This is a genomic window from Allocatenococcus thiocycli, from assembly GCF_921292965.1.
Taxonomy (GTDB): Bacteria; Pseudomonadota; Gammaproteobacteria; order Enterobacterales; family Vibrionaceae; genus Vibrio; species Vibrio natriegens.
The window spans coordinates 124,476-148,300 of the sequence record NZ_CAKLCK010000043.1 but is presented as its reverse complement, the minus strand read 5'-3'; the positions used below and the strand labels follow the sequence as shown (position 1 = coordinate 148,300).

The following is a 23,825-nucleotide window of genomic DNA, read 5'->3' as shown; positions in this document are numbered from 1 at the left end:
TGTGGCGTTCCCGCCTTTCTGAACACTCATTTGAGCTAATCAAGGTTTGGCCGCAACACATCCAAAAATAAAGGCAATCATTCTTAGTTATGCAAGGTTTGGCAAAACTGCTTGTAATTGATGACGATGCTTCAAGTCGTTTAAATTTAAGCAATATATTGGAATTTGTTGGAGAAAGTTGCGAAGCGGTCAGTTCTGATCAGCTAGGTGATGTTGATTGGTCTGAACTCTGGTCTGGTTGCATTATCGGCAATATTTCTTCAGCTTCAGCAGCGACAACAGTCATGGCGCATCTTAGCGATGCTTACCACATTCCATTGCTCGTAATGGGGCGCTTATCGCTACCTGTTGATGACTTGCCAAGTTACGTTGGTGAGTTGGAACTGCCTTTAAACTACCCTCAACTTAGTAACGCCTTGCGTCATTGCAAAGACTTCCTGGGTCGAAAAGGTGTGAACGTGATCGCAAGTGAGCGCAAAAATACACTTTTCCGCAGTTTAGTGGGTCAGAGTCGTGGCATTCAGGAAGTTCGTCACCTTATTGAGCAAGTCGCCAAAACCGAAGCTAACGTTTTAATCCTTGGTGAGTCGGGCACGGGTAAAGAAGTGGTTGCGCGTAACATCCACTACCATTCCACGTACTCTAGTGGACCATTTGTGCCAATTAACTGTGGTGCGATTCCTCCTGAGCTTTTAGAGAGTGAGCTGTTTGGTCATGAAAAAGGTGCTTTTACCGGGGCGTTAACCTCGCGTAAAGGTCGTTTTGAATTGGCCGATGGCGGAACCTTATTCCTCGATGAAATTGGTGATATGCCAATGCCAATGCAGGTGAAGCTACTTCGTGTGCTTCAAGAGCGTTGCTTTGAGCGAGTGGGTGGTAACAATACGATTAAAGTGAACGTTCGCATCGTAGCTGCGACACATCGCAACCTCGAGAGCATGATCGAAGAAGATACCTTCCGAGAAGACTTGTTCTATCGCCTCAACGTATTTCCAATTGAAATGCCTGCGCTGAAAGAACGTAAGCGTGACATTCCTCTGTTGCTGCAAGAATTGATGGCTCGTCTGGAAGCCGAAGGTGGACAGCCTATCTGCTTTACTTCGCGCGCGATTAACTCTTTGATGGAACACGACTGGCCGGGGAACGTGCGTGAGCTGGCAAACCTGATCGAGCGCATGGTGATTCTTTACCCGAACAGCCTGATCGATGTGAATCACTTGCCGACGAAATACCGTTACAGTGATATCCCGGAATTCCAGCCTGAAGGGAATCCTTTTGTTTCAGTCGAAGAGCAAGAGCGTGATGTCTTTCAGGATATTTTCTCGGGAGATTTCAGTTTTGATGAACTCAATGAGTTAGAGAGCAACGCAAATGCGCCGCAGGAGCTTCCTCCTGAAGGCGTAAACCTAAAAGAACTGTTGGCTGATCTGGAAATCAATATGATCAGCCAAGCGCTTGAAGCCCAAGGTGGTGTTGTCGCACGAGCAGCCGATATGCTGGGAATGCGCCGCACGACTTTGGTTGAGAAAATGCGTAAGTACAACTTGCAACGCTAACTCTGCACGCCCAATGAGTGGTTTTCTCCAAGACAAAACCGCTCAAATTCTTATGTCAATTTGGTGTCAACTTATTGTCGCTAATATAAGTTACTGATAAATAGATTAAAATAGCTTGGTATGCTTATTGCTTACTAAGCTGTTTTACTATTTAGTGGCGATATTTCGACAGGCAGTTAATGGAAGATAACACCAACCAATCCCATTTAGACTCAGTAGAAAACCAGGTCGAACGTTATAAACAGGTTCTGGATGTGATGCCTGCGGGAGTCATCCTGCTCGATACGTTCGGTGTGGTGCGCGAAGCGAACCCTGAAGCACACCGCATTCTTGAAATACCCTTGGTCAGCGAAAAGTGGTTCAACGTCATTCAGGCGGTATTTGACCCGCGTGAAGATGACGGCCATGAAGTCTCTCTGCGCAATGGCCGCAAAGTGCGTTTGGCGATTTCTGCTTCTGAAACGGGTCAGCTCATCCTTATTACTGACTTGACCGAAACGCGCTTACTTCAATCCCGAGTGAGTGACTTGCAGCGCTTATCGTCTTTAGGACGTATGGTGGCTTCTCTTGCTCATCAAGTCAGAACGCCTTTATCCAGCGCAATGCTGTATGCGTCAAACCTGGCTGCGCCGAATCTTCCTGCGAATACGAGAGATCGATTTCAAAGTAAATTGATGGATCGACTGCACGATTTGGAAAAGCAGGTTAACGATATGCTGCTCTTTGCCAAAGGTGGCGACAATAAAGTCATTAAGCCATTTACGATTGCTCAGTTGGTTTCGGAATATCAACCAATGGTTGAAGCTGCCTTAAAAAACAACAACATTGACTATTTTCTTGAAGTAGAGGAAGAGCAAACTGACCTGCTTGGAAATGCTAATGCGATTGCATCTGCCTTGAGTAACTTAGTCATGAATGCGATTCAGATGTCAGGTAAAGAGTCGCAAATTGATATTTTCTTCCGCCCGGTCAACGGTGAGCTGCGCATTTCTGTGCAGGATAACGGACCGGGTGTACCTAAAGAGCTACAAAGCAAAATCTTAGAGCCATTTTTTACCACCCGTTCTCAAGGAACAGGGTTAGGTCTTGCGGTAGTTCAAATGGTTTGCCGTGCCCATGACGGTCGATTAGAGCTTATTTCTGAGCAGGGTGATGGAGCCTGCTTCACCATGTGCATTCCGCTAGAGCGAGTGCAAGCAGAAGTGCAATAGTCGCTTCTGCCAATAAGGAGAATCATAATGGCGCAAAGCAAAGTGCTGATCGTAGAAGATGACGAAGGTCTTCGTGAGGCCCTGGTAGATACTCTGGCTCTGGCAGGCTATGAGTGGTTAGAAGCGGGCTGTGCGGAAGAAGCTCTGGTTAAGCTGAAATCAAACACAGTAGACATTGTCGTCTCTGATGTGCAAATGGCTGGCATGGGCGGTTTGGCCTTGCTAAAAAACATCAAACAGAACTGGCCCAATCTTCCTGTTCTGCTGATGACGGCGTACGCGAATATTGAAGATGCGGTCTCAGCAATGAAAGACGGTGCGATAGACTACATGGCGAAGCCATTCGCACCTGAAGTGTTACTTAATATGGTCAGTCGTTACGCGCCTATCAAAAGTGACGATAGTGGCGATGCAGTGGTCGCGGACGAAAAAAGCCTGAGACTGCTAGCTCTGGCAGAACGAGTGGCGCGCACCGACGCCAACGTTATGATCCTAGGCCCAAGTGGCTCAGGTAAAGAAGTTATGTCGCGTTACATCCATAATGCTTCAAGCCGCAAAGATGGTCCTTTTGTCGCGATAAACTGTGCTGCCATTCCAGATAACATGCTTGAAGCTACGCTATTTGGCTACGAAAAAGGCGCTTTTACCGGTGCTGTTCAAGCGTGTCCGGGTAAATTCGAACAAGCGCAAGGCGGGACGATTTTGCTGGATGAGATCAGCGAAATGGACCTCAACCTTCAGGCCAAGCTGCTGCGTGTATTACAAGAGCGCGAAGTCGAACGTTTAGGCAGTCGCAAGAGCATTAAACTGGATGTTCGAGTCTTGGCAACCAGTAACCGCGATCTTAAACAATATGTGTCGGAAGGTAACTTCCGTGAAGATTTATATTACCGCCTTAACGTTTTTCCAATTGCATGGCCAGCGCTGTGTGAGCGTAAAGGCGATATAGAGCCACTAGCCAAACATCTGGCGGAACGTCATTGTGGCAAGATGGGTATGCCTGTACCTAAGATCTCGGCCTCTGCGGTAGATAAACTGCTCAACTATCCTTGGCCGGGTAACGTGCGTGAACTCGATAACGTCGTTCAGCGTGCTCTGATTCTGAGTGAAAATGGCGACATTGATGGCGAACATATTTTGCTCGAAGGTGTCGACTGGCAAGACGCGAACAGCCTGCAACGTGTGGTGCAAAATGCACAAACTTTGGTACCAGACGTCAAGCCCGTTGCTCAGGCAGAAAGCGTGAGTCGTATTGTGTCTGGTGGTGAAGGGTTAGGCAGCGAGCTACGCGACCAAGAGTATGCCATCATCCTTGATACCCTGGTTGAGTGTAACGGTCGTCGAAAAGACATGGCGGATAAACTTGGTATCAGTCCACGCACACTGCGCTACAAACTGGCTAAGATGCGTGATGCGGGTATCGACATTCCCAATTAGTTCTGCTGAGTTTAGCGGAGCCTTTTGCGTATAGAGTCACAATGCTTGGGCAAAACCAAACAAATCATTACCGCCTTATGGCACGTTAATTGCTTCGATAATGAACAATTTTATTAATAGTCAAAGATTTGGCTCCGGGGTGGTAATGAAAATTGATGGTATTCAAGCAGATATGCGCGCCATGATGGTAGAGGCAACGAACACGGCGCCTGTGGCAACAGGTGCCAAAGTTGGTGCCGATTTTGGTGATCTCCTCACATCCGCTATCAATAACGTAAATTCACTTCAAAAAGCCTCGGGTGATCTTCAAACCCGCTTTGACCGTGGCGACGCCGATGTTTCCCTTTCAGACGTGATGATTGCCCGAAACAAATCCAGTGTGGCGTTTGATGCCACAGTCCAAATCCGCAATAAGCTCGTCGAGGCCTACAAAGACCTCATGAATATGCCAGTGTAATTTAGGTAATCAGTGTGGCAGACAAGTCTACAGATTTAACCGTCACTGATGGCGGTGCAGATGGTGCGCTTATCGCGAACTCTGAACTGGATGTGGAAAGTCAAAATCCAGATTTGGAAGAGCGCAGCGCGTCAAAACTAGATATGGCCGTAGGCGATCTTGACTTACTTCGTCAGGTCGTGCTGGTGTTGTCCATTTCCATCTGTGTTGCGTTGATCGTGATGTTATTTTTCTGGGTGAAAGAGCCAGAAATGCGTCCACTTGGCGCGTACCAGACCGAAGAACTGATCCCGGTTCTGGACTATCTTGATCAGCAAAAAATCGACTACAAACTGGATGGTAATACCGTTTCGGTTGAGGCGAGTGACTACAACTCGATCAAACTTGGTATGGTGCGAGCGGGGGTCAATCAGGCTACAGAAGCTGGCGATGACATTTTGCTGCAAGACATGGGTTTTGGGGTTTCTCAGCGCTTAGAGCAAGAGCGTCTGAAACTCAGTCGTGAGCGACAACTTGCTCAAGCGATTGAAGAAATGAAGCAGGTTCGCAAAGCTCGGGTGTTACTGGCATTGCCTAAACACAGTGTTTTTGTTCGCCATAACCAAGACGCTTCGGCCTCCGTTTTTCTGACTTTATCCACTGGGGCTAACCTCAAGCAGCAGGAAGTCAACTCTATCGTCGACATGGTCGCCAGCGCGGTTCCGGGAATGAAAACCTCGCGTATCACCGTAACGGATCAGCATGGTCGTTTGCTGAGTTCAGGCTCTGAAGATCCGGCGTCGGCTGCTCGTCGAAAAGAGCAAGAGTTGGAGCGAAATCAAGAACAAGCGCTACGTGAAAAAATTGATTCCGTGTTACTGCCAATTTTGGGTATCGGCAATTACACCGCGCAGGTTGATATCAAAATGGACTTTAGTGCGGTAGAACAAACCCGAAAACGTTTTGATCCAAATACGCCAGCGACACGCAGTGAATATGCACTGGAAGATTACAACAACAGCAACACGGTGGCTGGGATTCCTGGCGCTCTGAGTAACCAACCGCCAGCCGATGCGTCGATTCCACAAGATATTGCTCAGATGAAAGATGGGTCGTTATCAGGGCAAGGTTCCGTGCGTAAAGAATCGACACGTAACTTTGAATTGGACACCACCATCAGTCATGAACGTAAACAGACTGGTACCGTTGCGCGTCAAACGGTTTCTGTGGCAATCAAAGACCGCCGAGAAGTTAATCCAGACACCGGTGAAGTCACTTACACGCCAATGTCTGAACCCGAAATTAATGCGATTCGTCAGGTGTTAATTGGCACCGTCGGTTTTGATCAGTCGCGTGGTGATTTACTCAATGTATTGAGTGTCAAGTTTGCTGAGCCAGAAGCGGAGCTGCTTGTCGACCAACCAATCTGGGAACATCCAAACTTTAACGATTGGGTTCGCTGGTTTGCCAGCGCCTTGGTCATCATCGTGGTGGTGTTGGTTCTGGTTCGCCCTGCTATGAAGAAACTGCTTAACCCAACCAGCGACAACGAAAATGAAATGTACGGCCCGGATGGCATACCTATTGGTGCGGACGGTGAAACTAGCCTGATTGGCAGTGATATTGAGAGTAGCGAGCTGTTTGAGTTTGGTTCAAGTATCGACTTGCCGAATTTACACAAAGATGAAGACGTACTGAAAGCGGTTCGTGCGCTGGTGGCAAACGAACCAGAACTGGCAGCTCAGGTTGTGAAAAACTGGATGAATGAAAATGGCTAACGATATCGTACCTCAGGGTGAAAATGGCGCAGGCATGCCAGTGGAGTTTGATGCATCAACCATAAGCGGGGAAGATAAAGCCGCCATTTTGTTGTTGAGCCTCAATGAGCAGGATGCGGCGGGCATCATTCGCCACCTGGAACCAAAACAGGTACAGCGTGTTGGTGGTGCGATGGCTCGAGCAAAAGATCTGAGCCAGGAAAAAGTGTCTTCTGTACACCGTGCTTTTTTGGAAGATATCCAGAAATACACCAATATTGGTATGGGCAGTGAAGACTTCATGCGTAATGCGTTGGTAGCCGCTCTTGGTGAAGACAAGGCGAATAACCTGGTGGATCAGATTCTGCTTGGTACGGGTTCAAAAGGTCTGGATTCCTTGAAATGGATGGATCCACGTCAAGTCGCAAGCATCATTGTCAATGAGCACCCACAAATCCAAACCATTGTTTTGTCGTATTTAGAAGCAGATCAGTCGGCAGAAATTCTGTCACAGTTCCCAGAACGTGTGCGTCTGGATTTGATGATGCGTATTGCCAACCTAGAAGAAGTTCAGCCATCGGCATTAGCAGAGCTGAACGAAATTATGGAGAAGCAGTTTGCTGGTCAGGCTGGCGCGCAGGCTGCCAAGATTGGTGGCCTGAAGGCAGCAGCCGAAATCATGAACTACCTCGACAACAATGTCGAAGGCATCTTGATGGATCAAATCCGAGATCAGGACGAAGACATGGCGACGCAAATTCAGGATCTGATGTTCGTATTCGAGAACCTGGCGGAAGTCGACGATCAGGGTATTCAGAAATTGCTGCGTGACGTTCCACAAGATGTACTTCAGCGAGCACTGAAAGGTGCCGACGATTCTCTGCGTGAGAAAGTATTTAAGAACATGTCAAAACGTGCGGCTGAGATGATGCGTGACGACATTGAAGCGATGCCGCCAGTGCGTGTTGCTGATGTGGAATCAGCGCAGAAAGAAATTCTTGCGATTGCACGCCGTATGGCGGATGCGGGCGAGCTCATGCTCTCTGGCGGCGCAGACGAATTCTTGTAATCTCTTTTGCCCTGCTATTTTCCTACCGCAGGGCAACTTCAACACAAATCAAATATGCATAGGTAACCCATGGTTGGCGATAGAAAACGTGGATTTATTCGTCCTGATGAAGATGATGCGATGATCGAACCGCAACGCTGGGGGCTGCCTGACTACGGCGAGCCAAAAGCCAAGCAAGCCAGACAAACGGCGTTGAATTACGATCCGGGCTGGACTCCAAACTTTGATGAGCCAGAAGAAGAGCAAGTTCTTGAACTGACCGAAGAGCAGATTGAGCTGATCAAGCAAGGTGCTTATCAGGAAGGATTGCACCAAGGTCAGGAGGCGGGCTTTAAACAAGGTTACGATAAAGGCAAAGAAGAAGGTTTGCAGGCGGGTCATGCTGAAGGTTTAGAACTCGGTAAAGCAGAAGGTGTGAGTGCCGGACAAGAGTTTATTCAGCAGCAGGTGGAAGTATTCATGAATCTGGCTAATCAGTTCGCGCAACCTCTGGAGCTGATGAATGCTCAGGTTGAAAAACAGCTGGTGGACATGGTGCTGTGCCTTGTCAAAGAAGTGGTTCACATTGAGGTTCAGACCAACCCTCAAATTATTCTCGATACGGTCAAGCAATCGGTTGAAGCACTGCCTATCTCTGGTCATCCCATTACGTTACACCTCAATCCGGAAGACGTGTCCATCATTCGCTCTGCATACGGTGAGCAGGAATTAGATTGTCGCAACTGGACGCTGGTCGCTGAGCCTTCACTCAATCGTGGTGATGTGCAGATCGCAGCAGGTGAATCGAGCATTAATTATCGTATGGAAGAGCGGATTAAAAATGTACTGCAGAGTTTTTGTGGCGCAAACCGTCACCAAGAGGGTGAGTAACCCATGTTAGCGCTGGCAGACCGTCTCAAAAATTACAAAGTCGAAGGGTTGACCACAAGACCGGTGGCATCTGGCAAACTGGTTCGAGTGGTCGGTTTGACCTTAGAAGCGACAGGATGCCGGGCTCCGATTGGCAGTTTATGTCTGGTCGAGACCATGTCCGGGCACATGGAAGCTGAAGTGGTGGGCTTTTCTGGCGACAACCTGTTTTTGATGCCGAGTGAACAAATCACCGGTATTTTGCCTGGCGCAAAAGTCACGCCATTGACCAGTGACGCAGGCTTACCAGTAGGAATGGAGTTGCTTGGGCGTGTTATTGACGGTGTGGGTAATCCACTTGATGGACTCGGCCCTATCTATACCGATCACCGTGCTTCATTTAATGCGGAGCCCATCAACCCACTGGCGCGCAAACCGATTTCAGAACCTCTCGATGTGGGATTAAAAGCGATTAACGGATTGCTGACGGTTGGTAAAGGTCAGCGTATTGGTCTGTTCGCTGGTTCTGGTGTGGGTAAATCGGTCACGCTGGGTATGATGACCAGAGGCACTACCGCGCAAGTTGTGGTCGTAGGGCTGATTGGTGAGCGTGGACGAGAAGTTAAAGAGTTCATCGAAGAGATCTTGGGTGAAGAAGGGCGTCGTCGATCTGTTGTGGTCGCAGCGCCTGCCGATGCATCTCCACTGATGCGTTTAAAAGGCTGTCAAACCGCGCTGACTATTGCAGAGTACTTCCGCGATCAAGGATTGGACGTGCTGTTGCTCATGGACTCTTTGACCCGTTTTGCTCAGGCACAGCGTGAAATCGCCTTATCTGTTGGCGAGCCGCCTGCAACCAAAGGTTATCCGCCATCGGTGTTTGCCAAATTGCCGGCATTGGTCGAGCGGGCGGGTAACGGCGGCGCAGATCAGGGCTCAATCACTGCATTTTTTACCGTTCTAACCGAAGGTGACGACCTGCAAGACCCGATTGCCGATGCATCTCGTGCGATTCTTGACGGTCACATTGTGCTGTCTCGTGAAATGGCGGATGCGGGACACTACCCGGCGATTGACGTCGAGAAATCCGTCAGCCGTGTGATGCCGCAAATCACAACCGAAGAGCACGTACTGATGTCGAAAGCTGTTCGTCAGGTGTTGTCGATTTGCCGCAAAAATCAGGACTTGGTTTCGATTGGTGCTTACAAACCAGGTACCGACCCTGCTATCGACAGTGCATTTACGCTTAAGCCGAAGTTAGACGAATACTTGCAACAGCGTATGAAAGAATCCGTTCCATATGACATGTGCGTCAACATGCTGAGAAGTATTTTAGGTGGGTAATCGCTATGAATAACGCCATGGAATTTTTGTTTGATCAAGCAAAAGAGCGGGAAGAGCAAGCTGTATTAGCTTTGAATAAAGCGCGTGCTGAGTTAGAGGATTACTACCGTCAAGTTGAACAAATTGAAAAGTATCGGCTCGATTACTGCCAGCAGTTAGTGGACCGGGGACAGGCTGGATTAACGGCAAGTCAGTATGGTCATTTGAATCGATTTCTTACTCAGCTGGATGAAACCTTGTCTAAGCAGAAGCAAGCGGAAAGCCACTTTAGAGAGCAAGTCGAAAACGGCAAAGAGTACTGGCTGAAAATGCGTCAAGAGCGCATGTCTTATGAGTGGATGATTGAGAAGCGAGCTAAAGAGAAACAAGCCGAAGAAGCCAAGCGTGAGCAAAAGCAAATGGATGAGTTCTCGACGTTGCTCTACAGCCGTAAGGTCAAAATGTTCTGACCATTATTCAGAGAGCTTTTGCACGATCACTTTGATGTTCTTTTAGCGTCAGGAAAATTACGTTTTGTATTGGCGTGATTTTTGCAAATTCACCTTTTAATAATTCAACTTACCTCTGACATGTGATTTGGCTGAGCGAAGTCGTTCAATGCCAAAAACGAGAATGTTTATATGAATGTGAATTTGTCTAATGTTGCTGCGACCAATAAGACCTCGGTTTCTGAGGTTGGCGCAAAAACGTCTACAGAAGGCTCAGAAAGCAAAGGTTTTATTGAAACCTTAGCTGGAGTATTCGCAGATTCACTCAAAGTTGAAGTGACTGATGAAAAATTGACGCCAGATGTGCCTGAAGCTACTGAAACGAGTGAAAACGCTCGTGCTTCTTCCGTGGAAACCTCTGAACCAGAAAGTGGAGTTGAAGAGGCCGTTGTATCTGAAGGACAAAGCGAAAATCAGTCAACAAAAGCATTGTTAGAACAAGACAATGGGCAGGCAGAGCCTGAAGAACAGGTAATGCGGTCGGTAACGCGCGCGAGTGGAAGTCAGGAGATAGCCACGAGCAATCAGGTCGCACCTAAAAAACAAGCGCCGTCTGATCTTGAGCAGACCGTCGTGGAGACAGACAAGCCTGAGCCGAAAATTGCCAAAACTGATGAAGTTGTCGACCTTGATGTCACTCGTTCTATGGACGAAGGACAGCAACTGCTCGGACGAATTGAACAAGCGAATCAAGCCCTAAACTCTGTCAATCAAGAGCTAGAGCGTGGCAAGGTTTTGCCTCCCAAGACGACTGATGTTTTGGATCACGTTGGCAGCAAGAACGCTAAACACCCAGAGGATTTAGAACTCGTTAAACCTTTTGAGCCTGTTGACGGTGTCGAAAGTGTCAAAAACCTTGTTGCTGAAGATGAACTGAAGCCCGCTGTCATTGAAGCAAAAAATCATGTTTCTGATTTGGCTGAGGAGAAAGACACGTCTCCTCTGATCTCTCAACCTGAAACAAGACTGGAACCAAATGCCGTCAATATCGAGGCTATGGCGTACACAGCGAGTGCTATTAGCAACGATGAGCCAGGTGTTATGAGTGCGAATGCAGTTCAGCGCGTCTCGATTGAAGAACTTGAAGTTATCGACACCAAACTGGCTCAGGGTAAACCACTGACGAGCCAAGAGTCTGACATTATTGACGGTTTGAAAACCGGTGCCGTTATCGCGGAGTTATCCGACGATGAACTTTCTCAATTAGTGGCTTTTCCAAACGAAGTAAAACTCGCAATATCAGAGCCACAAACGGCGCAACACAACGTTACGCGCCACCAGATGAACGCTTCGACTCCGACACCGCAAGTGGCGGCTCAAGAGTTGAAAGCCGCGGTTGGACAAGTACCAACGCAGGTGGCTGAAAAAGCCGATTTACCTGCCATGCCGGAAGGGCTAACGACGGCTACTGTCAATCCTGCGATTGGGCAGACGCTGGCAAATACAGAAGCCAGCCACAAAGCGATGAACTCAGCATTAGCGACCGGAGTCCTCAAAGCTACGACGGATAAGCAGGATAAAACCGAGCCACAGCAGGGGTTAGCTGGTCAGTTGCAAGCCGCTGTCAGTCAGCAAGGCGTTACCACGCCACAGCAAGCCCGAATCGATGCCGCACAGCAAGCACAATTACCATTACAGTTGACCAAGGAGTTGGCTAACGATCAGGTAGCAGAAAAAGTGCAAATGATGATGTCGAAAAACTTGAAGAACCTTGATATCCGCCTTGATCCGCCTGAGCTTGGCCGGATGCAGATTCGCATGACTATGAACAGCGATTTGGCCAATGTTCACTTTACGGTATCCAATCCGCAGGCGCGTGACATCATTGAACAAACACTGCCTCGACTGCGAGAAATGCTTGCCCAGCAGGGTATGCAGTTGGCTGACACTTCGGTTCAACAGCAAAATAGTGGCCAGCAGCAACGTGGATATTCTGCGGCGGAGCAAAATAAGCAAGGCGGCTTTGGGCGAGGTTTCTCAGGTCAGACTGATGAAGACTTTGATGGTGGCGTTGAACTTAATGTGAATGTCACCTCGCCGCGTGATGGGATTAGTTTCTACGCATAACATGATTGAATTTGGATGATGAGAACCAATATGGCCTCGTTATCCACCAGATTAAATAGAACAAAAATAAGAGAAAAGAATGGCTGAAGAACAGTTACAAGGGGTAGGCGCACCAAAGGGCAAAGGCAAGCTACTGATTATCATCGCAGTCGTGGTCCTTTTGTTGGGAGGCGGTGCAGCTGCGTTCTTTTTCATGGGATCGGATGATTCGGAGAAGTCGAATAATGCGGAACCGCAACAAGCTCAAGTAGCCGCAGCCGAAGTTCCCATTGCGTATGTAAATCTTCCCCAGCCGTTTGTTTTCAACGTGACCGGAGACAGCCGCGACAGACTGGTACAAATCAAAGCTCAGTTGATGGTACGTGGCTCAGATAATGAACAACTGGCACGTTATCATTCGCCACTGATTGAGAGCTCACTGCTGTCGACGTTCGCTTCGGCAACCGTAGAGCAGTTGCGCTCGCCAACGGGACGAGTGGAGTTACGCGATCGCGCGTCTGAAGATATTAAAGCAGCACTGAATGCCGCTGTCGGAAAGTCAGTGATTGAAAAAGTACTGTTTACAGATTTTGTTATTCAATAGGTAAAACGTGACCGATCTATTAAGCCAAGACGAAATTGATGCGCTATTGCATGGCGTTGACGATGTTGATGACGTTGACGATTCCATCGATGACGATCCCGGTGGTGCTGTCAGTTTTGACTTCTCATCTCAAGACCGAATAGTCCGTGGTCGCATGCCGACGCTCGAGCTTATCAACGAGCGTTTTGCCCGACATATGCGTATTAGCCTGTTCAATATGCTACGCAAAACGGCAGAAGTGTCGATTAACGGCGTTCAGATGATGAAATTCGGCGAGTACCAGAACACCTTGTATGTTCCAACCAGTTTAAACATGGTTCGCTTTCGACCGCTAAAAGGTACGGCGTTGATCACCATGGAAGCGCGCTTGGTATTTATTCTGGTAGAAAACTTTTTTGGTGGTGATGGTCGATTCCACGCCAAAATTGAAGGCCGCGAATTTACGCCGACTGAGCGACGCATTATCCAACTGCTGTTGAAAGTCGTCTTTGAAGATTACAAAGAAGCATGGTCGCCAGTCATGGGGGTGGAGTTTGAATACCTCGACTCGGAAGTCAACCCGAGCATGGCAAACATTGTCAGCCCAACAGAAGTGATTGTGGTCAGTTCTTTTCACATCGAAGTCGATGGTGGCGGTGGTGATTTTCACGTGGTTATGCCGTACTCCATGGTTGAACCGATCCGCGAACTGCTGGATGCCGGTGTGCAGTCTGACAAGATGGAAACTGACGTTCGCTGGAGCTCGGCTCTGCGCGAAGAAATCATGGACTGTCCGGTTAACTTCCGCGTGAACCTGCTGGAAAAGAACATTTCGCTGCGTGATCTGATGGAGCTGCAACCCGGAGACATCATCCCGATAGAAATGCCGGAGCATGCGACCATGTTCGTCGAAGACTTGCCGACCTATCGAGTAAAAATGGGACGTGCAGATGACAAGCTGGCGGTACAGATATCACAAGAGATTGAGCGACCTCACGTCGTGAAAACCGATTTAGCTTTCTTGAGTAAAGACATCATGTCTGAACTTGAGAAGGACAACCAAACAGAAGATTAAGACACCTTACAGGGCTCCTATGTTGAGGGGCAAGTAAGGAAAAGCACAGGATAGAAAAATGGAACCAAGTGACGATCAAAAGCTAGCGGACGAATGGGCGGCTGCTCTGGGCGAGGACCCGTCTGCACCGTCAATTGACGTAGATGAAGTATTGGCAGCACCTCTGGAGGAGCTGAAAGATACCTCAAGCCCAATATCTGATGATGAACGTCGTAAACTCGACACCATCATGGATATTCCCGTAACGATTTCTATGGAAGTTGGCCGTTCGCAAATCAGCATCCGAAATCTATTGCAATTGAACCAAGGCTCCGTGGTGGAACTGGATCGTCTGGCGGGTGAATCACTGGATGTGTTGGTTAATGGCACTCTGATTGCGCACGGTGAAGTGGTTGTGGTCAACGACAAGTTCGGTATCCGTTTAACAGACGTGATCAGTCAGACTGAACGAATTAAGAAGCTTCGCTAATGAGCATTGGTTCAAAAAGATGGAAGCAAATAGCTGGCGCGCTGAGTTGCACACTAAGTGCGCCACTGGCGCTGGCTTCTTCTGCTTCGATGTCTGCGCCAAGCAGTTTTGATTTGCTGACGACACTCGGTTCACTGGTGCTGGTTATCGGGGTGATATTGCTGCTTGCCTGGTTGTTGAAGCGCATGCAAGTGCCAGCATTCGGGCAACAAAAAGGCTTAAAAATCGTCAGCCAGTTACCTGTGGGAACCAAAGAGCGAATTGCAGTGATTCAGGTTGGTGAAGAGCAATTTTTAGTCGGCATCACTAGCCAATCTATCCAAACGCTTGCCAAGCTCGAGAAGCCTCTCAAAGAGGAAGAGTTGGCGAATACTGCTTTTGCCAATCAATTTAGTCAGCTGATAAAGAAAAATGACAAACGCTAACCCAATTCGTCTCATCATGAGCACCTTTATTTTTCTGGCGAGCGTACTGTTTTCTTCACTTTCGTTTGCTCAGGTGGAGGAGTGTTCACTGCCTGCTAATTTGGCAGAAGGGAATAGCGTAACCGTTCAGGCGATGCAGACTGATACAGGCGCTAGCCGCACGATGTCGGTCACTAATAGCGGTGGAATACCAGCGTTTACCATGACCACCAATCCGGATGGTAGCGAAGATTATTCCATCACGCTGCAAATCCTCGCCTTAATGACCATGCTTGGCTTCTTGCCAGCAATGGTGATTTTGATGACGTCATTTACGCGCATTGTTGTGGTCATGTCGATTCTTCGTCAGGCGATGGGCCTGCAACAAACGCCTTCCAATCAGGTGATCATTGGTATCGCACTTTTCCTTACCTTCTTTGTGATGTCACCGGTGCTGAACGAGATAAACGATACCGCCATTCAACCTTATTTGAATGAGCAGGTGACTGCCAGAGAAGCGTTTGATGCCGCGCAGGTGCCAATGAAAGCCTTTATGCTCAAACAGACTCGAATTAAAGACCTAGAAACCTTCGTCAATATGTCGGGCGAGCAGGTGACAAACCCAGAAGACGTTTCTATGGCTGTACTGATTCCGGCGTTTATTACCTCTGAGCTGAAAACCGCCTTCCAAATTGGCTTTATGTTGTTCTTGCCGTTTTTGATCATCGACCTTGTCGTCGCTTCAGTACTTATGGCGATGGGTATGATGATGTTGTCACCGATGATTGTATCGTTGCCGTTTAAGCTGATGCTATTCGTGCTGGTGGATGGCTGGAATTTGATACTGTCGACGCTCGCCGGCAGTTTTGCCCTGTGATTGGCGCGGAGTAGAGGATAAGACATGACTCCAGAAATGTTTGTCGAGCTGTTCCGCGAAGCACTGTGGATGGTGCTGATCATGGTCTGCGCCATTATCATACCAAGCCTGCTCGTGGGTCTGATCGTGGCCGTTTTTCAGGCGGCAACTTCAATTAACGAACAGACCTTAAGCTTTTTGCCTCGTTTGATCATCACTTTGCTCGCTCTGATGCTCTTTGGACACTGGATGACACAAATGTTGATGGAGTACTTCTACGGCTTGATTGAGCGCCTGCCTCAAGTGCTGTACTAGGGACGCGCATGGAATACCCGTCTGGTATCATTTTAGAGTGGATTGCCAACTATTTTTGGCCGTATGTCCGCATTTCTTCCATGTTGATGGTGATGACCGTTACCGGGGCTCGTTTTGTGTCGCCTCGAATTCGTCTCTACCTGGGGCTCGCCATTACGTTTGCGGTCATGCCTGCGATACCGACTGTTCCACAAGATATTGAGCTGGTCTCATTTCGCGGTTTTATGACCATTGCCGAGCAGATGATTATCGGCATTGCGATGGGCATGGTGACTCAATTCATGATTCAGACCTTTGTCTTGTTAGGTCAAATTCTTGGCATGCAATCCAGTTTGGGCTTTGCTTCGATGGTTGATCCCGCTAACGGACAAAATACCCCGTTGCTCGGTCAGCTGTTTATGTTTTTAACCACCATGTTCTTTCTTGCCACAGACGGGCATTTAAAAATGTTGCAGCTGGTGGTTTTCAGCTTTAAAACACTACCTATCGGCTCTGGCACTCTAACGGCCGTGGATTTCCGTGAGTTGGCGGGGTGGCTGGGCATCATGTTCAAAACGGCATTAAGTATGTCGCTATCAGGCATTATTGCTCTGTTGACCATCAACTTATCATTCGGTGTGATGACGCGTGCAGCGCCGCAGTTAAATATATTTTCACTCGGCTTCGCGTTTGCCTTGATGGTCGGTTTGTTAATTTGTTGGTACATCTTGGCTGGCTTGTACAGCCATTACGAGTTGTACTGGGCTGTGGGTGAGGAGCAGATTTGTCGCCTCATTCGCCTGGATTGTTAGGAGGCTGGTTTGGCAGAGTCAGACGGTCAGGAACGCACCGAAGAAGCCACGCCCCGACGGTTACAACAAGCCAGAGAAAAGGGGCAGGTTGCTCGGTCCAAAGAGCTTGCGTCAGCGTCGGTATTGATAGTTGGTGCCATTTCGCTGATGTGGTTTGGTGAGACATTAGCACGCGCGTTATTTTCCATCATGAGCCGCCTGTTCAATCTGACCCGTGATGAAATTTTTGATACCGCTAAGTTGTTCGATATCGCGTTAGGCGCGATGACGGAACTGTTTTTTCCACTCTTCCTGATTCTGGCTACCTTATTTGTCGCCGCGATGATAGGTGCAGCGGGTGTTGGTGGCATCAGTTTTTCTGCCCAGGCGGCAATGCCTAAGCTATCAAAAATGAACCCGCTTAGTGGCCTTAAACGTATGGTTGGCATGCAAAGTTGGGTTGAGCTGATCAAATCGATCTTAAAAGTCGTACTGGTGACTGGATTCGCTATGTATTTGATTCAGGCGTCGCAAGCGGACTTGATTCAACTGAGCATGGACGTTTATCCGCAGAATATTCTCCATGCCCTCGATATCTTGCTGAACTTTATCTTACTGATCAGTTGCTCGTTACTGATAGTGGTTGCCATCGACATTCCCTTTCAGATTTGGCAACACTCCGATCAATTGAAAATGACCAAGCAAGAGGTCAAAGATGAATACAAAGAGACAGAAGGTAAGCCTGAGGTTAAAGGTCGAATCCGTATGTTGCAGCGGGAAGCAGCACAGCGCCGAATGATGGCTGATGTGCCTCAAGCGGATGTTATCATCACCAACCCTGAGCACTTCTCGGTTGCGCTGCGCTATAAGCAGAAAACGGACCGTGCTCCTGTGGTTATCGCCAAAGGCACCGACCATATGGCAATGAAAATCCGCGAGGTGGCTCGTGAACATGACATTACCATTGTCCCGGCGCCACCATTAGCTCGTGCGCTCTACCACAGTACGGAATTGGAGCAGGAGATCCCGGATGGTCTGTTTACCGCAGTGGCACAAGTACTCGCATTTGTCTTCCAGTTGAAACAGTACCGCAAGCGTGGTGGCCAGAGACCTAAGCTTCAGGACTATGACTTGCCTATCCCACCGGAACATCGTCACTAGACGGAGTAGTGCGTCAAATAAAAGTTCTTTGATTCAATGATTTGTGACCTGTTGAGCCTTTAGTCATTATTTTGGCGTAAATCATGGTACGCAGATTGCTAAGAATGATGTAACTATCAACAATTCCTAAACTTTTAGGCTAAAGCCGTCGCGCACAATATCGTTACCAACGCGATGCTTTCACTCGATTGAGATACCTTGCAGTATGAAGTTAAACCTGCCATTTGCAGATAAATTGCCACGAATTCCTCAGCGTGAAATGCCAGCCATTGGCGCACCTGTTATGGTCTTGGCCACCCTTGCAATGGTGGTGTTGCCGATACCTGCATTCCTGCTGGATATGTTTTTCACCTTCAATATCGCGCTATCTATGGTGGTGTTGTTAGTGACGGTTTACACCCGGCGTCCGCTCGACTTTGCGGCCTTTCCTACTGTTCTGCTTATTGCAACACTACTGCGTCTCGCACTAAACGTCGCGTCGACGCGTGTCGTATTGCTGCATGGTCATGAAGGCGGAGATGCGGCAGGTAACGTTATCGAGGCGTTTGGTAACGTAGTAATTGGCGGCAACTACGCAGTTGGTTTGGTTGTTTTCCTCATCTTGATGATCATTAACTTTATGGTGGTCACCAAAGGTGCCGGTCGTATTTCAGAGGTGAGCGCTCGCTTTACTTTGGATGCTCTACCGGGCAAACAGATGGCGATCGATGCTGACTTGAATGCGGGTCTAATCGATCAGGAACAAGCGCGCGTGCGCCGTTTTGAAGTGACCAAAGAGGCGGATTTTTACGGCTCAATGGACGGTGCATCGAAGTTTGTGAAAGGGGATGCGATTGCTGGCATCCTGATTCTGTTTATCAATATTATCGGTGGTCTTTCCATCGGTATGGCGCAATACGGTTTAGGTTTTGGTGATGCGATTGAAATCTACACGCTGTTGACCATTGGTGACGGCTTGGTCGCACAGATACCGTCACTATTGCTGTCGATTGCCGCTGCAATGATGGTGACGCGTCAGAACACGGATGAAGACATGGGCGAGCAATTGGTGTTCCAAATGTTCGATAATCCCAAAGCGTTGATGATCACTGCAGCGATTCTTGGTGTGATGGGCATCGTCCCGGGCATGCCACACTTTGCGTTTTTATCGTTAGCCGTTGTGGCCGGAGCGGGCGCTTACTTTATCGATAAGCGTCAAAAGCAGAAAGCTAAGGAGCCTGCTTTACCCGCGACAGCCGATGAGGGTAATGAGCCATCTTCAAAACGTGAGCTTTCGTGGGATGATGTTCAACCCGTTGATATTATTGGCTTAGAAGTCGGCTATCGTCTGATTCCGCTTGTTGATCGTGATCAGGGTGGTGAACTCTTGGAGCGCGTTAAAGGTGTGCGTAAAAAGTTATCTCAGGACTTCGGCTTTCTCATCCCCGCCGTCCATATCCGAGACAATCTGGAACTGACCCCAAATAGCTACCGTATTACCTTGATGGGCGTCGCGGTAGGTGAGGCTGAAATCCGTCCGGACCAAGAACTCGCGATTAACCCCGGGCAGGTTTACGGCATGATTGATGGGGAACCAACCATTGATCCGGCATTTGGACTTGAAGCCGTATGGATTCGTGAGGAGCAGCGCGAGCATGCTCAGGCGCTGGGTTACACAGTGGTGGATTCGTCCACGGTACTGGCAACGCACCTCAGTCAACAGCTGACCAACAATGCGTCGCAATTGATTGGCCATGAAGAAGTTCAGAACCTGATGGAAATGCTGGGTCGAAGTGCACCTAAGCTGGTGGAGAATTTTATACCCGATCAGTTACCGCTGGGGGTGGTGGTGAAAGTACTGCAAAACCTGCTTAACGAAGCGATTCCAATTCGAGATATCCGTACCATCGTGCAAACCTTGGCGGAGTACTCCAGTAAGAGTCAAGAACCTGACATTTTAACGGCGGCCGTTCGTATCAGTCTGAAACGTTTAATTGTTCAGGAAATCAATGGTATAGAGCCTGAATTGCCAGTGATTACGCTGATTCCTGAACTGGAACAGATATTGCATCAAACAATGCAGGCGTCGGGCGGCGAATCTGCAGGTATTGAACCTGGGCTTGCCGAACGATTGCAGTCTTCACTGAGCCAAGCAACGCAAGAACAAGAATTGAAAGGCGAACCTTCTGTTCTGCTAACTTCTGGCGTTCTGCGCTCCACGTTGGCTAGATTTGTGAAGAACACAATCCCTAATCTTCGGGTACTTTCCTATCAGGAAATACCGGATGAGAAACAGATCAGAATTGTGCAAGCCGTGGGTAATTGATTCTCACGCCTTTTTTAATGGATTGATAGTTTGAAAATAAAGCGATTTTTTGCCAAAGACATGCGAACAGCGCTGCTCCAAGTAAAAGAGGAGTTGGGTGCGGAAGCGGTAATCATGTCGAATAAGAAAGTGGCTGGCGGGGTAGCTATCGTGGCTGCCATCGATAGTGAATCAAACTCGTCTTCACCACAGGCTTCTGCGCAACCTAATCGCGCTACCTCTCTACCTAATCGCTACAACGAACATCGTCAAATGTCCTCTTCAGCGGCTGAGCGCTTTCAGGAACGCAGCTTAGAAGAAGATAAAATCAGCCTGCGTAGCAATAAAACGGATTCTCACGAAAAATCAGGCTCAATGACGCAGCGTTTTGCGAGCATGCTTAAGCATTACAGTGGTGGTGCAGAGGACCCGGATGAGTACGTTGCTGAAAATGAAGATTCACTGTCAGCACTCTTAAAGCGCCAAAACAAGCAACGTGACGAATACAGCCAAGAAAGAGCTGCGCCTTATCAGCCCGATTCTCCGTTGGCGAAGCTGATCGCTCAGGACGATCGTTTTGAACGTCCAAAGCCAAAACTCGACCCAACACGTTACGATCGCCGCAGACCTTCAGATGCCCGTGATGACTCACCGACAGAGCTGGAAAACATGCGCGAAGAGATGACATCAATTCGACGTCTTTTGGAGCATCAGGTTTCTGGTTTGATGTGGCAGGAAGTAGAGCGCCGCGAGCCGTTAAGAGCCATGCTCATCAAACGATTAGAACGGATGGGCGTGTCTCCTGAGCTGGCGGATCAAATGGCGTGTTATATCCCAGAAGATACCAAACCAGCACGAGCATGGAAGGCGCTACTTTCTCTCGTCGCGGACCAAATCCATATTCCAAAGCAAGATATTTTAAAGCGCGGTGGCGTGGTTGCATTGCTTGGACCAACAGGCGTCGGCAAAACCACAACCGTGGCAAAGCTGGCGGCCAGGGCTGCGATGGAATACGGTGCCGACAACGTGGCACTGGTGACTACGGATACTTATCGTATCGGTGCCCATGAGCAGCTCTCAATTTATGGAAGAATTATGGGTTGTCCCGTAAGAGTTGCTAAAGATTCTAAAGAGTTAGCCGATGTAATATATCAGCTACGAAACAGAAGATTGATTTTGGTTGATACGGCAGGGATGGGCCAACGAGATGTGAGGCTGACCGAGCAACTCGACACCCTGATGCAAGAGAGCGGGGAAGTGATTCACAGCTACCTTGTTTTGCCCGCTACCGCACAACGCCGCGTTCTGCAAGAAACACTGGAACACTTCAGACGCATCCCACTGTCAGGTTGTATAATGACTAAACTTGATGAATCCCTGAGTCTAGGGGAGTTCATCAGTGTGGTGATTCAAAATGCACTGCCAGTGGCTTACATCGCTAATGGTCAGCGCGTGCCAGAAGACATTGTGATAGCACAACCAAAATACATGCTTGCGAAAGCAAATGAACTGTTAGAGAAGTCGATAGAGAACGAACCTCACTTTTGGAACAGTGAAAGTGAAGGACTCTAGGGCGACGGATTACTATGACTGAGAATATGATACACGATCAAGCAAGCGGCCTCCGTCGCTTAACACAGCCATCATTAACCAAAGTAATTGCTGTTACTGGTGGTAAAGGTGGTGTGGGTAAATCAAACGTAACACTGGGTCTTGCGATCTCTATGGCTCGTCAAGGCAAGAAAGTAATGGTTCTTGACGCTGACTTAGGCCTGGCCAATGTTGACGTAATGCTCGGGATTCGTTCAAAGCGCAACTTAGGACATGTCCTGGCTGGGGAGTGTGAGTTAAAAGATGCGATTGTTGAAGGACCTTATGGCATTAAGATAATTCCGGCAACATCTGGCTCACAGAGCATGACTGAGCTTTCTCATTCACAGCATGCTGGGCTTATTCGTGCATTTGGCAGTCTTGAAGATGAAATGGATGTCCTACTGGTTGATACCGCTGCAGGTATCTCAGACATGGTGATCAGTTTCTCACGAGCCGCCCAAGATGTGGTTGTCGTTGTGTGCGATGAGCCGACGTCGATCACTGACGCCTACGCACTAATCAAACTGCTGAGCAAAGAGCATCAGGTTCAACGCTTTAAAATCGTCGCGAACATGGTTCGAAGCTATCGTGAAGGGCGAGAACTGTTTGCAAAACTGACACTTGTCACTGAACGATTCCTGAATGTAAGCCTTGAACTCGTCGCCTGCATTCCTTTAGATGATAAAGTCCGTCAGGCCGTTAAACGCCAGAAAATTGTCGTAGATGCGTTCCCACGCTCTCCTGCAGCGTTAGCGATCAGTTCTTTAGCGAATAAAGCATTAACGTGGCCAATACCAAAAACGCCAAGTGGACACTTGGAGTTTTTTGTCGAAAGGCTGCTAAATCGTAGTGAATTCACAGAGGACCCATTTGGTGAATAATGCAGTAACCTACGATCAACGCGGGAAAGTAAACAGTCAACAGGCGTTCATAGAGCGTTATTCTGTGTTGGTTAAGCGTATTGCTCATCACCTTTTAGGCCGCTTACCGCCGAGTGTTCAGGTAGAGGATTTAATCCAGGCCGGCATGATCGGCCTTATCGAAGCTCAGCAGAATTATGACGGCACGAAAGGTGCGAGCTTTGAAACCTATGCTGGTATCCGTATTCGCGGCGCTATGTTAGACGACATGCGCAAAGGGGATTGGGTTCCGCGTTCGGTTCATAAAAACAATCGTGAAATTAATCAAGCCATTGCAGAGCTCGAAGGCATTCTCAACCGTGACCCGACAGATTCTGAAGTGGCGGCACATCTCGAAATGACTTTGGATCAATATCATAGTGCACTAACTGATATAAACTGCTCAAAGTTAGTCGGTATTGAGGATTTAGGCGTTTCAGATGATGTCATTTCACCGTCAGATGAAAGTGATAACAGCAACCCATTTAAAGGTGTGGCTGACGAATCTTTTCGTAAAGCACTGATTGAATCAATAAAACAGCTTCCAGAGCGTGAAGCATTGGTACTTTCGCTTTATTATGACGAAGAACTTAACTTAAAAGAAATTGGCGATGTTTTGGGCGTAAGCGAATCTCGCGTAAGTCAAATTCTGAGTCAATCGATGCAACGTTTACGCACCAAGCTGAGTGCGTGGACACAAAATAATTAGAAAACACTGACTTTATGATTCAGTGGAGGCAATTTTGAATAAAAACATGAAGATCCTTATTGTTGATGATTTCTCAACAATGCGCCGTATTGTTAAAAACCTGCTTCGTGACTTGGGTTTCAATAACACTCAAGAAGCGGACGACGGTTTAACTGCATTACCAATGCTGAAAAAAGGTGACTTCGATTTTGTGGTAACTGACTGGAACATGCCAGGTATGCAAGGTATCGATTTGCTAAGACATATCCGCGCGGATGCTGAACTAAAGCACCTTCCTGTTCTTATGATTACAGCTGAAGCGAAACGTGAGCAGATCATCGAAGCGGCTCAAGCTGGCGTTAATGGTTACATTGTGAAGCCATTTACCGCTGCAACACTAAAAGAAAAACTAGAGAAAATTTTCGAGCGTTTATAACTCTTTTATTCTTTGTTAGTCGAGTCATTCATACCAAATAAAAAAACCTCAACAATGACTCGATTAGTGTTTCCCAAAGCGATAAGAAGAACTAAACGT

General features: G+C 48.1%; 23 protein-coding genes. All 23 read left to right on the top strand.

Features of this window, described 5'->3' with window-relative positions:
• Positions 1–89: 89 nt before the first annotated feature.
• Positions 90–1,556 carry a sigma-54 dependent transcriptional regulator gene (locus L9Q40_RS18065; RefSeq protein WP_065297216.1) on the top strand — a complete coding sequence of 489 codons (1,467 nt, stop codon included), beginning with the start codon at positions 90–92 and terminating at the stop codon, positions 1,554–1,556.
• A gap of 179 nt (positions 1,557–1,735) precedes the next feature.
• Positions 1,736–2,767, top strand: coding sequence for a sensor histidine kinase (locus L9Q40_RS18060; RefSeq protein WP_420659070.1), 1,032 nt, complete (start codon positions 1,736–1,738; stop codon positions 2,765–2,767).
• A 27-nt stretch (positions 2,768–2,794) separates the two neighbouring features.
• Positions 2,795–4,204: a sigma-54-dependent transcriptional regulator gene (locus L9Q40_RS18055; RefSeq protein WP_014232670.1), complete on the top strand. Its 1,410-nt coding sequence runs from the start codon at positions 2,795–2,797 to the stop codon at positions 4,202–4,204.
• A gap of 145 nt (positions 4,205–4,349) precedes the next feature.
• Positions 4,350–4,661, top strand: coding sequence for a flagellar hook-basal body complex protein FliE (gene fliE / locus L9Q40_RS18050; protein ID WP_014232669.1), 312 nt, complete (start codon positions 4,350–4,352; stop codon positions 4,659–4,661).
• Positions 4,662–4,675: 14 nt separating this feature from the next.
• The gene (fliF, locus tag L9Q40_RS18045; RefSeq protein WP_498794131.1) at positions 4,676–6,418 is read left to right on the top strand and encodes a flagellar basal-body MS-ring/collar protein FliF; all 1,743 of its coding nucleotides are present in this window, start codon (positions 4,676–4,678) and stop codon (positions 6,416–6,418) included.
• Positions 6,411–7,466: a flagellar motor switch protein FliG gene (gene fliG, locus L9Q40_RS18040; RefSeq protein WP_014232667.1), complete on the top strand. Its 1,056-nt coding sequence runs from the start codon at positions 6,411–6,413 to the stop codon at positions 7,464–7,466. The genes fliF and fliG overlap by 8 nt, the downstream gene beginning before the upstream one ends.
• 69 nt (positions 7,467–7,535) lie before the next feature.
• Positions 7,536–8,336, top strand: a complete 801-nt coding sequence (fliH, locus tag L9Q40_RS18035; RefSeq protein WP_020333606.1) for a flagellar assembly protein FliH — start codon at positions 7,536–7,538, stop codon at positions 8,334–8,336.
• Between the two features lie 3 nt (positions 8,337–8,339).
• The gene (fliI, locus tag L9Q40_RS18030) at positions 8,340–9,659 is read left to right on the top strand and encodes a flagellar protein export ATPase FliI (protein WP_020333605.1); all 1,320 of its coding nucleotides are present in this window, start codon (positions 8,340–8,342) and stop codon (positions 9,657–9,659) included.
• A gap of 5 nt (positions 9,660–9,664) precedes the next feature.
• The gene (gene fliJ, locus L9Q40_RS18025) at positions 9,665–10,108 is read left to right on the top strand and encodes a flagellar export protein FliJ (RefSeq protein WP_330471008.1); all 444 of its coding nucleotides are present in this window, start codon (positions 9,665–9,667) and stop codon (positions 10,106–10,108) included.
• Between the two features lie 171 nt (positions 10,109–10,279).
• Positions 10,280–12,214 carry a flagellar hook-length control protein FliK gene (locus L9Q40_RS18020; RefSeq protein ID WP_498794129.1) on the top strand — a complete coding sequence of 645 codons (1,935 nt, stop codon included), beginning with the start codon at positions 10,280–10,282 and terminating at the stop codon, positions 12,212–12,214.
• Positions 12,215–12,293: 79 nt separating this feature from the next.
• Positions 12,294–12,797 carry a flagellar basal body-associated protein FliL gene (fliL, locus tag L9Q40_RS18015; RefSeq protein WP_498794128.1) on the top strand — a complete coding sequence of 168 codons (504 nt, stop codon included), beginning with the start codon at positions 12,294–12,296 and terminating at the stop codon, positions 12,795–12,797.
• Between the two features lie 7 nt (positions 12,798–12,804).
• Positions 12,805–13,851, top strand: a complete 1,047-nt coding sequence (gene fliM / locus L9Q40_RS18010) for a flagellar motor switch protein FliM (RefSeq protein WP_014232661.1) — start codon at positions 12,805–12,807, stop codon at positions 13,849–13,851.
• A gap of 58 nt (positions 13,852–13,909) precedes the next feature.
• A complete protein-coding gene (gene fliN, locus L9Q40_RS18005) occupies positions 13,910–14,320 on the top strand; it encodes a flagellar motor switch protein FliN (protein ID WP_005448377.1) in 411 nt (136 codons plus the stop codon).
• Positions 14,320–14,745, top strand: a complete 426-nt coding sequence (fliO, locus tag L9Q40_RS18000) for a flagellar biosynthetic protein FliO (RefSeq protein WP_065302732.1) — start codon at positions 14,320–14,322, stop codon at positions 14,743–14,745. Before fliN ends, fliO begins: the two co-directional genes overlap by 1 nt.
• Positions 14,732–15,601 (top strand): flagellar type III secretion system pore protein FliP, encoded by an 870-nt coding sequence (gene fliP, locus L9Q40_RS17995; protein ID WP_498794127.1) that lies wholly within the window; start codon positions 14,732–14,734, stop codon positions 15,599–15,601. The genes fliO and fliP overlap by 14 nt, the downstream gene beginning before the upstream one ends.
• A 24-nt stretch (positions 15,602–15,625) precedes the next feature.
• Entirely contained in the window at positions 15,626–15,895 is a 270-nt protein-coding gene (fliQ, locus tag L9Q40_RS17990; protein WP_014232658.1) for a flagellar biosynthesis protein FliQ, read from the top strand.
• Between the two features lie 8 nt (positions 15,896–15,903).
• The gene (gene fliR / locus L9Q40_RS17985; RefSeq protein WP_014232657.1) at positions 15,904–16,686 is read left to right on the top strand and encodes a flagellar biosynthetic protein FliR; all 783 of its coding nucleotides are present in this window, start codon (positions 15,904–15,906) and stop codon (positions 16,684–16,686) included.
• A 9-nt stretch (positions 16,687–16,695) separates the two neighbouring features.
• Positions 16,696–17,826: a flagellar biosynthesis protein FlhB gene (flhB, locus tag L9Q40_RS17980; RefSeq protein ID WP_020333596.1), complete on the top strand. Its 1,131-nt coding sequence runs from the start codon at positions 16,696–16,698 to the stop codon at positions 17,824–17,826.
• Positions 17,827–18,031: 205 nt separating this feature from the next.
• A complete protein-coding gene (gene flhA, locus L9Q40_RS17975) occupies positions 18,032–20,131 on the top strand; it encodes a flagellar biosynthesis protein FlhA (protein WP_498794126.1) in 2,100 nt (699 codons plus the stop codon).
• Positions 20,132–20,161: 30 nt separating this feature from the next.
• A complete protein-coding gene (gene flhF / locus L9Q40_RS17970) occupies positions 20,162–21,682 on the top strand; it encodes a flagellar biosynthesis GTPase FlhF (protein WP_014232654.1) in 1,521 nt (506 codons plus the stop codon).
• Positions 21,683–21,696: 14 nt separating this feature from the next.
• Positions 21,697–22,584 carry a MinD/ParA family protein gene (locus L9Q40_RS17965; protein WP_020333595.1) on the top strand — a complete coding sequence of 296 codons (888 nt, stop codon included), beginning with the start codon at positions 21,697–21,699 and terminating at the stop codon, positions 22,582–22,584.
• A complete protein-coding gene (locus L9Q40_RS17960) occupies positions 22,577–23,311 on the top strand; it encodes an RNA polymerase sigma factor FliA (RefSeq protein ID WP_014232652.1) in 735 nt (244 codons plus the stop codon). Before L9Q40_RS17965 ends, L9Q40_RS17960 begins: the two co-directional genes overlap by 8 nt.
• Positions 23,312–23,357: 46 nt before the next feature.
• A complete protein-coding gene (cheY, locus tag L9Q40_RS17955; protein ID WP_020333593.1) occupies positions 23,358–23,726 on the top strand; it encodes a chemotaxis response regulator CheY in 369 nt (122 codons plus the stop codon).
• Positions 23,727–23,825: the final 99 nt, after the last annotated feature.

Excerpts from the sequence above, each read along its gene's own strand:
- L9Q40_RS18065 (WP_065297216.1), top strand. The coding sequence starts at position 90 with ATGCAAGGTTTGGCAAAACTGCTTGTAATTGATGACGATGCTTCAAGT.
- L9Q40_RS18060 (WP_420659070.1), top strand. The coding sequence starts at position 1,736 with ATGGAAGATAACACCAACCAATCCCATTTAGACTCAGTAGAAAACCAG.
- L9Q40_RS18055 (WP_014232670.1), top strand. The coding sequence starts at position 2,795 with ATGGCGCAAAGCAAAGTGCTGATCGTAGAAGATGACGAAGGTCTTCGT.
- fliE (WP_014232669.1), top strand. The coding sequence starts at position 4,350 with ATGAAAATTGATGGTATTCAAGCAGATATGCGCGCCATGATGGTAGAG.
- fliG (WP_014232667.1), top strand. The coding sequence starts at position 6,411 with ATGGCTAACGATATCGTACCTCAGGGTGAAAATGGCGCAGGCATGCCA.
- fliH (WP_020333606.1), top strand. The coding sequence starts at position 7,536 with ATGGTTGGCGATAGAAAACGTGGATTTATTCGTCCTGATGAAGATGAT.
- fliI (WP_020333605.1), top strand. The coding sequence starts at position 8,340 with ATGTTAGCGCTGGCAGACCGTCTCAAAAATTACAAAGTCGAAGGGTTG.
- fliJ (WP_330471008.1), top strand. The coding sequence starts at position 9,665 with ATGAATAACGCCATGGAATTTTTGTTTGATCAAGCAAAAGAGCGGGAA.
- L9Q40_RS18020 (WP_498794129.1), top strand. The coding sequence starts at position 10,280 with ATGAATGTGAATTTGTCTAATGTTGCTGCGACCAATAAGACCTCGGTT.
- fliL (WP_498794128.1), top strand. The coding sequence starts at position 12,294 with ATGGCTGAAGAACAGTTACAAGGGGTAGGCGCACCAAAGGGCAAAGGC.
- fliN (WP_005448377.1), top strand. The coding sequence starts at position 13,910 with ATGGAACCAAGTGACGATCAAAAGCTAGCGGACGAATGGGCGGCTGCT.
- fliO (WP_065302732.1), top strand. The coding sequence starts at position 14,320 with ATGAGCATTGGTTCAAAAAGATGGAAGCAAATAGCTGGCGCGCTGAGT.
- fliP (WP_498794127.1), top strand. The coding sequence starts at position 14,732 with ATGACAAACGCTAACCCAATTCGTCTCATCATGAGCACCTTTATTTTT.
- fliQ (WP_014232658.1), top strand. The coding sequence starts at position 15,626 with ATGACTCCAGAAATGTTTGTCGAGCTGTTCCGCGAAGCACTGTGGATG.
- fliR (WP_014232657.1), top strand. The coding sequence starts at position 15,904 with ATGGAATACCCGTCTGGTATCATTTTAGAGTGGATTGCCAACTATTTT.
- flhA (WP_498794126.1), top strand. The coding sequence starts at position 18,032 with ATGAAGTTAAACCTGCCATTTGCAGATAAATTGCCACGAATTCCTCAG.
- L9Q40_RS17965 (WP_020333595.1), top strand. The coding sequence starts at position 21,697 with ATGACTGAGAATATGATACACGATCAAGCAAGCGGCCTCCGTCGCTTA.
- cheY (WP_020333593.1), top strand. The coding sequence starts at position 23,358 with ATGAAGATCCTTATTGTTGATGATTTCTCAACAATGCGCCGTATTGTT.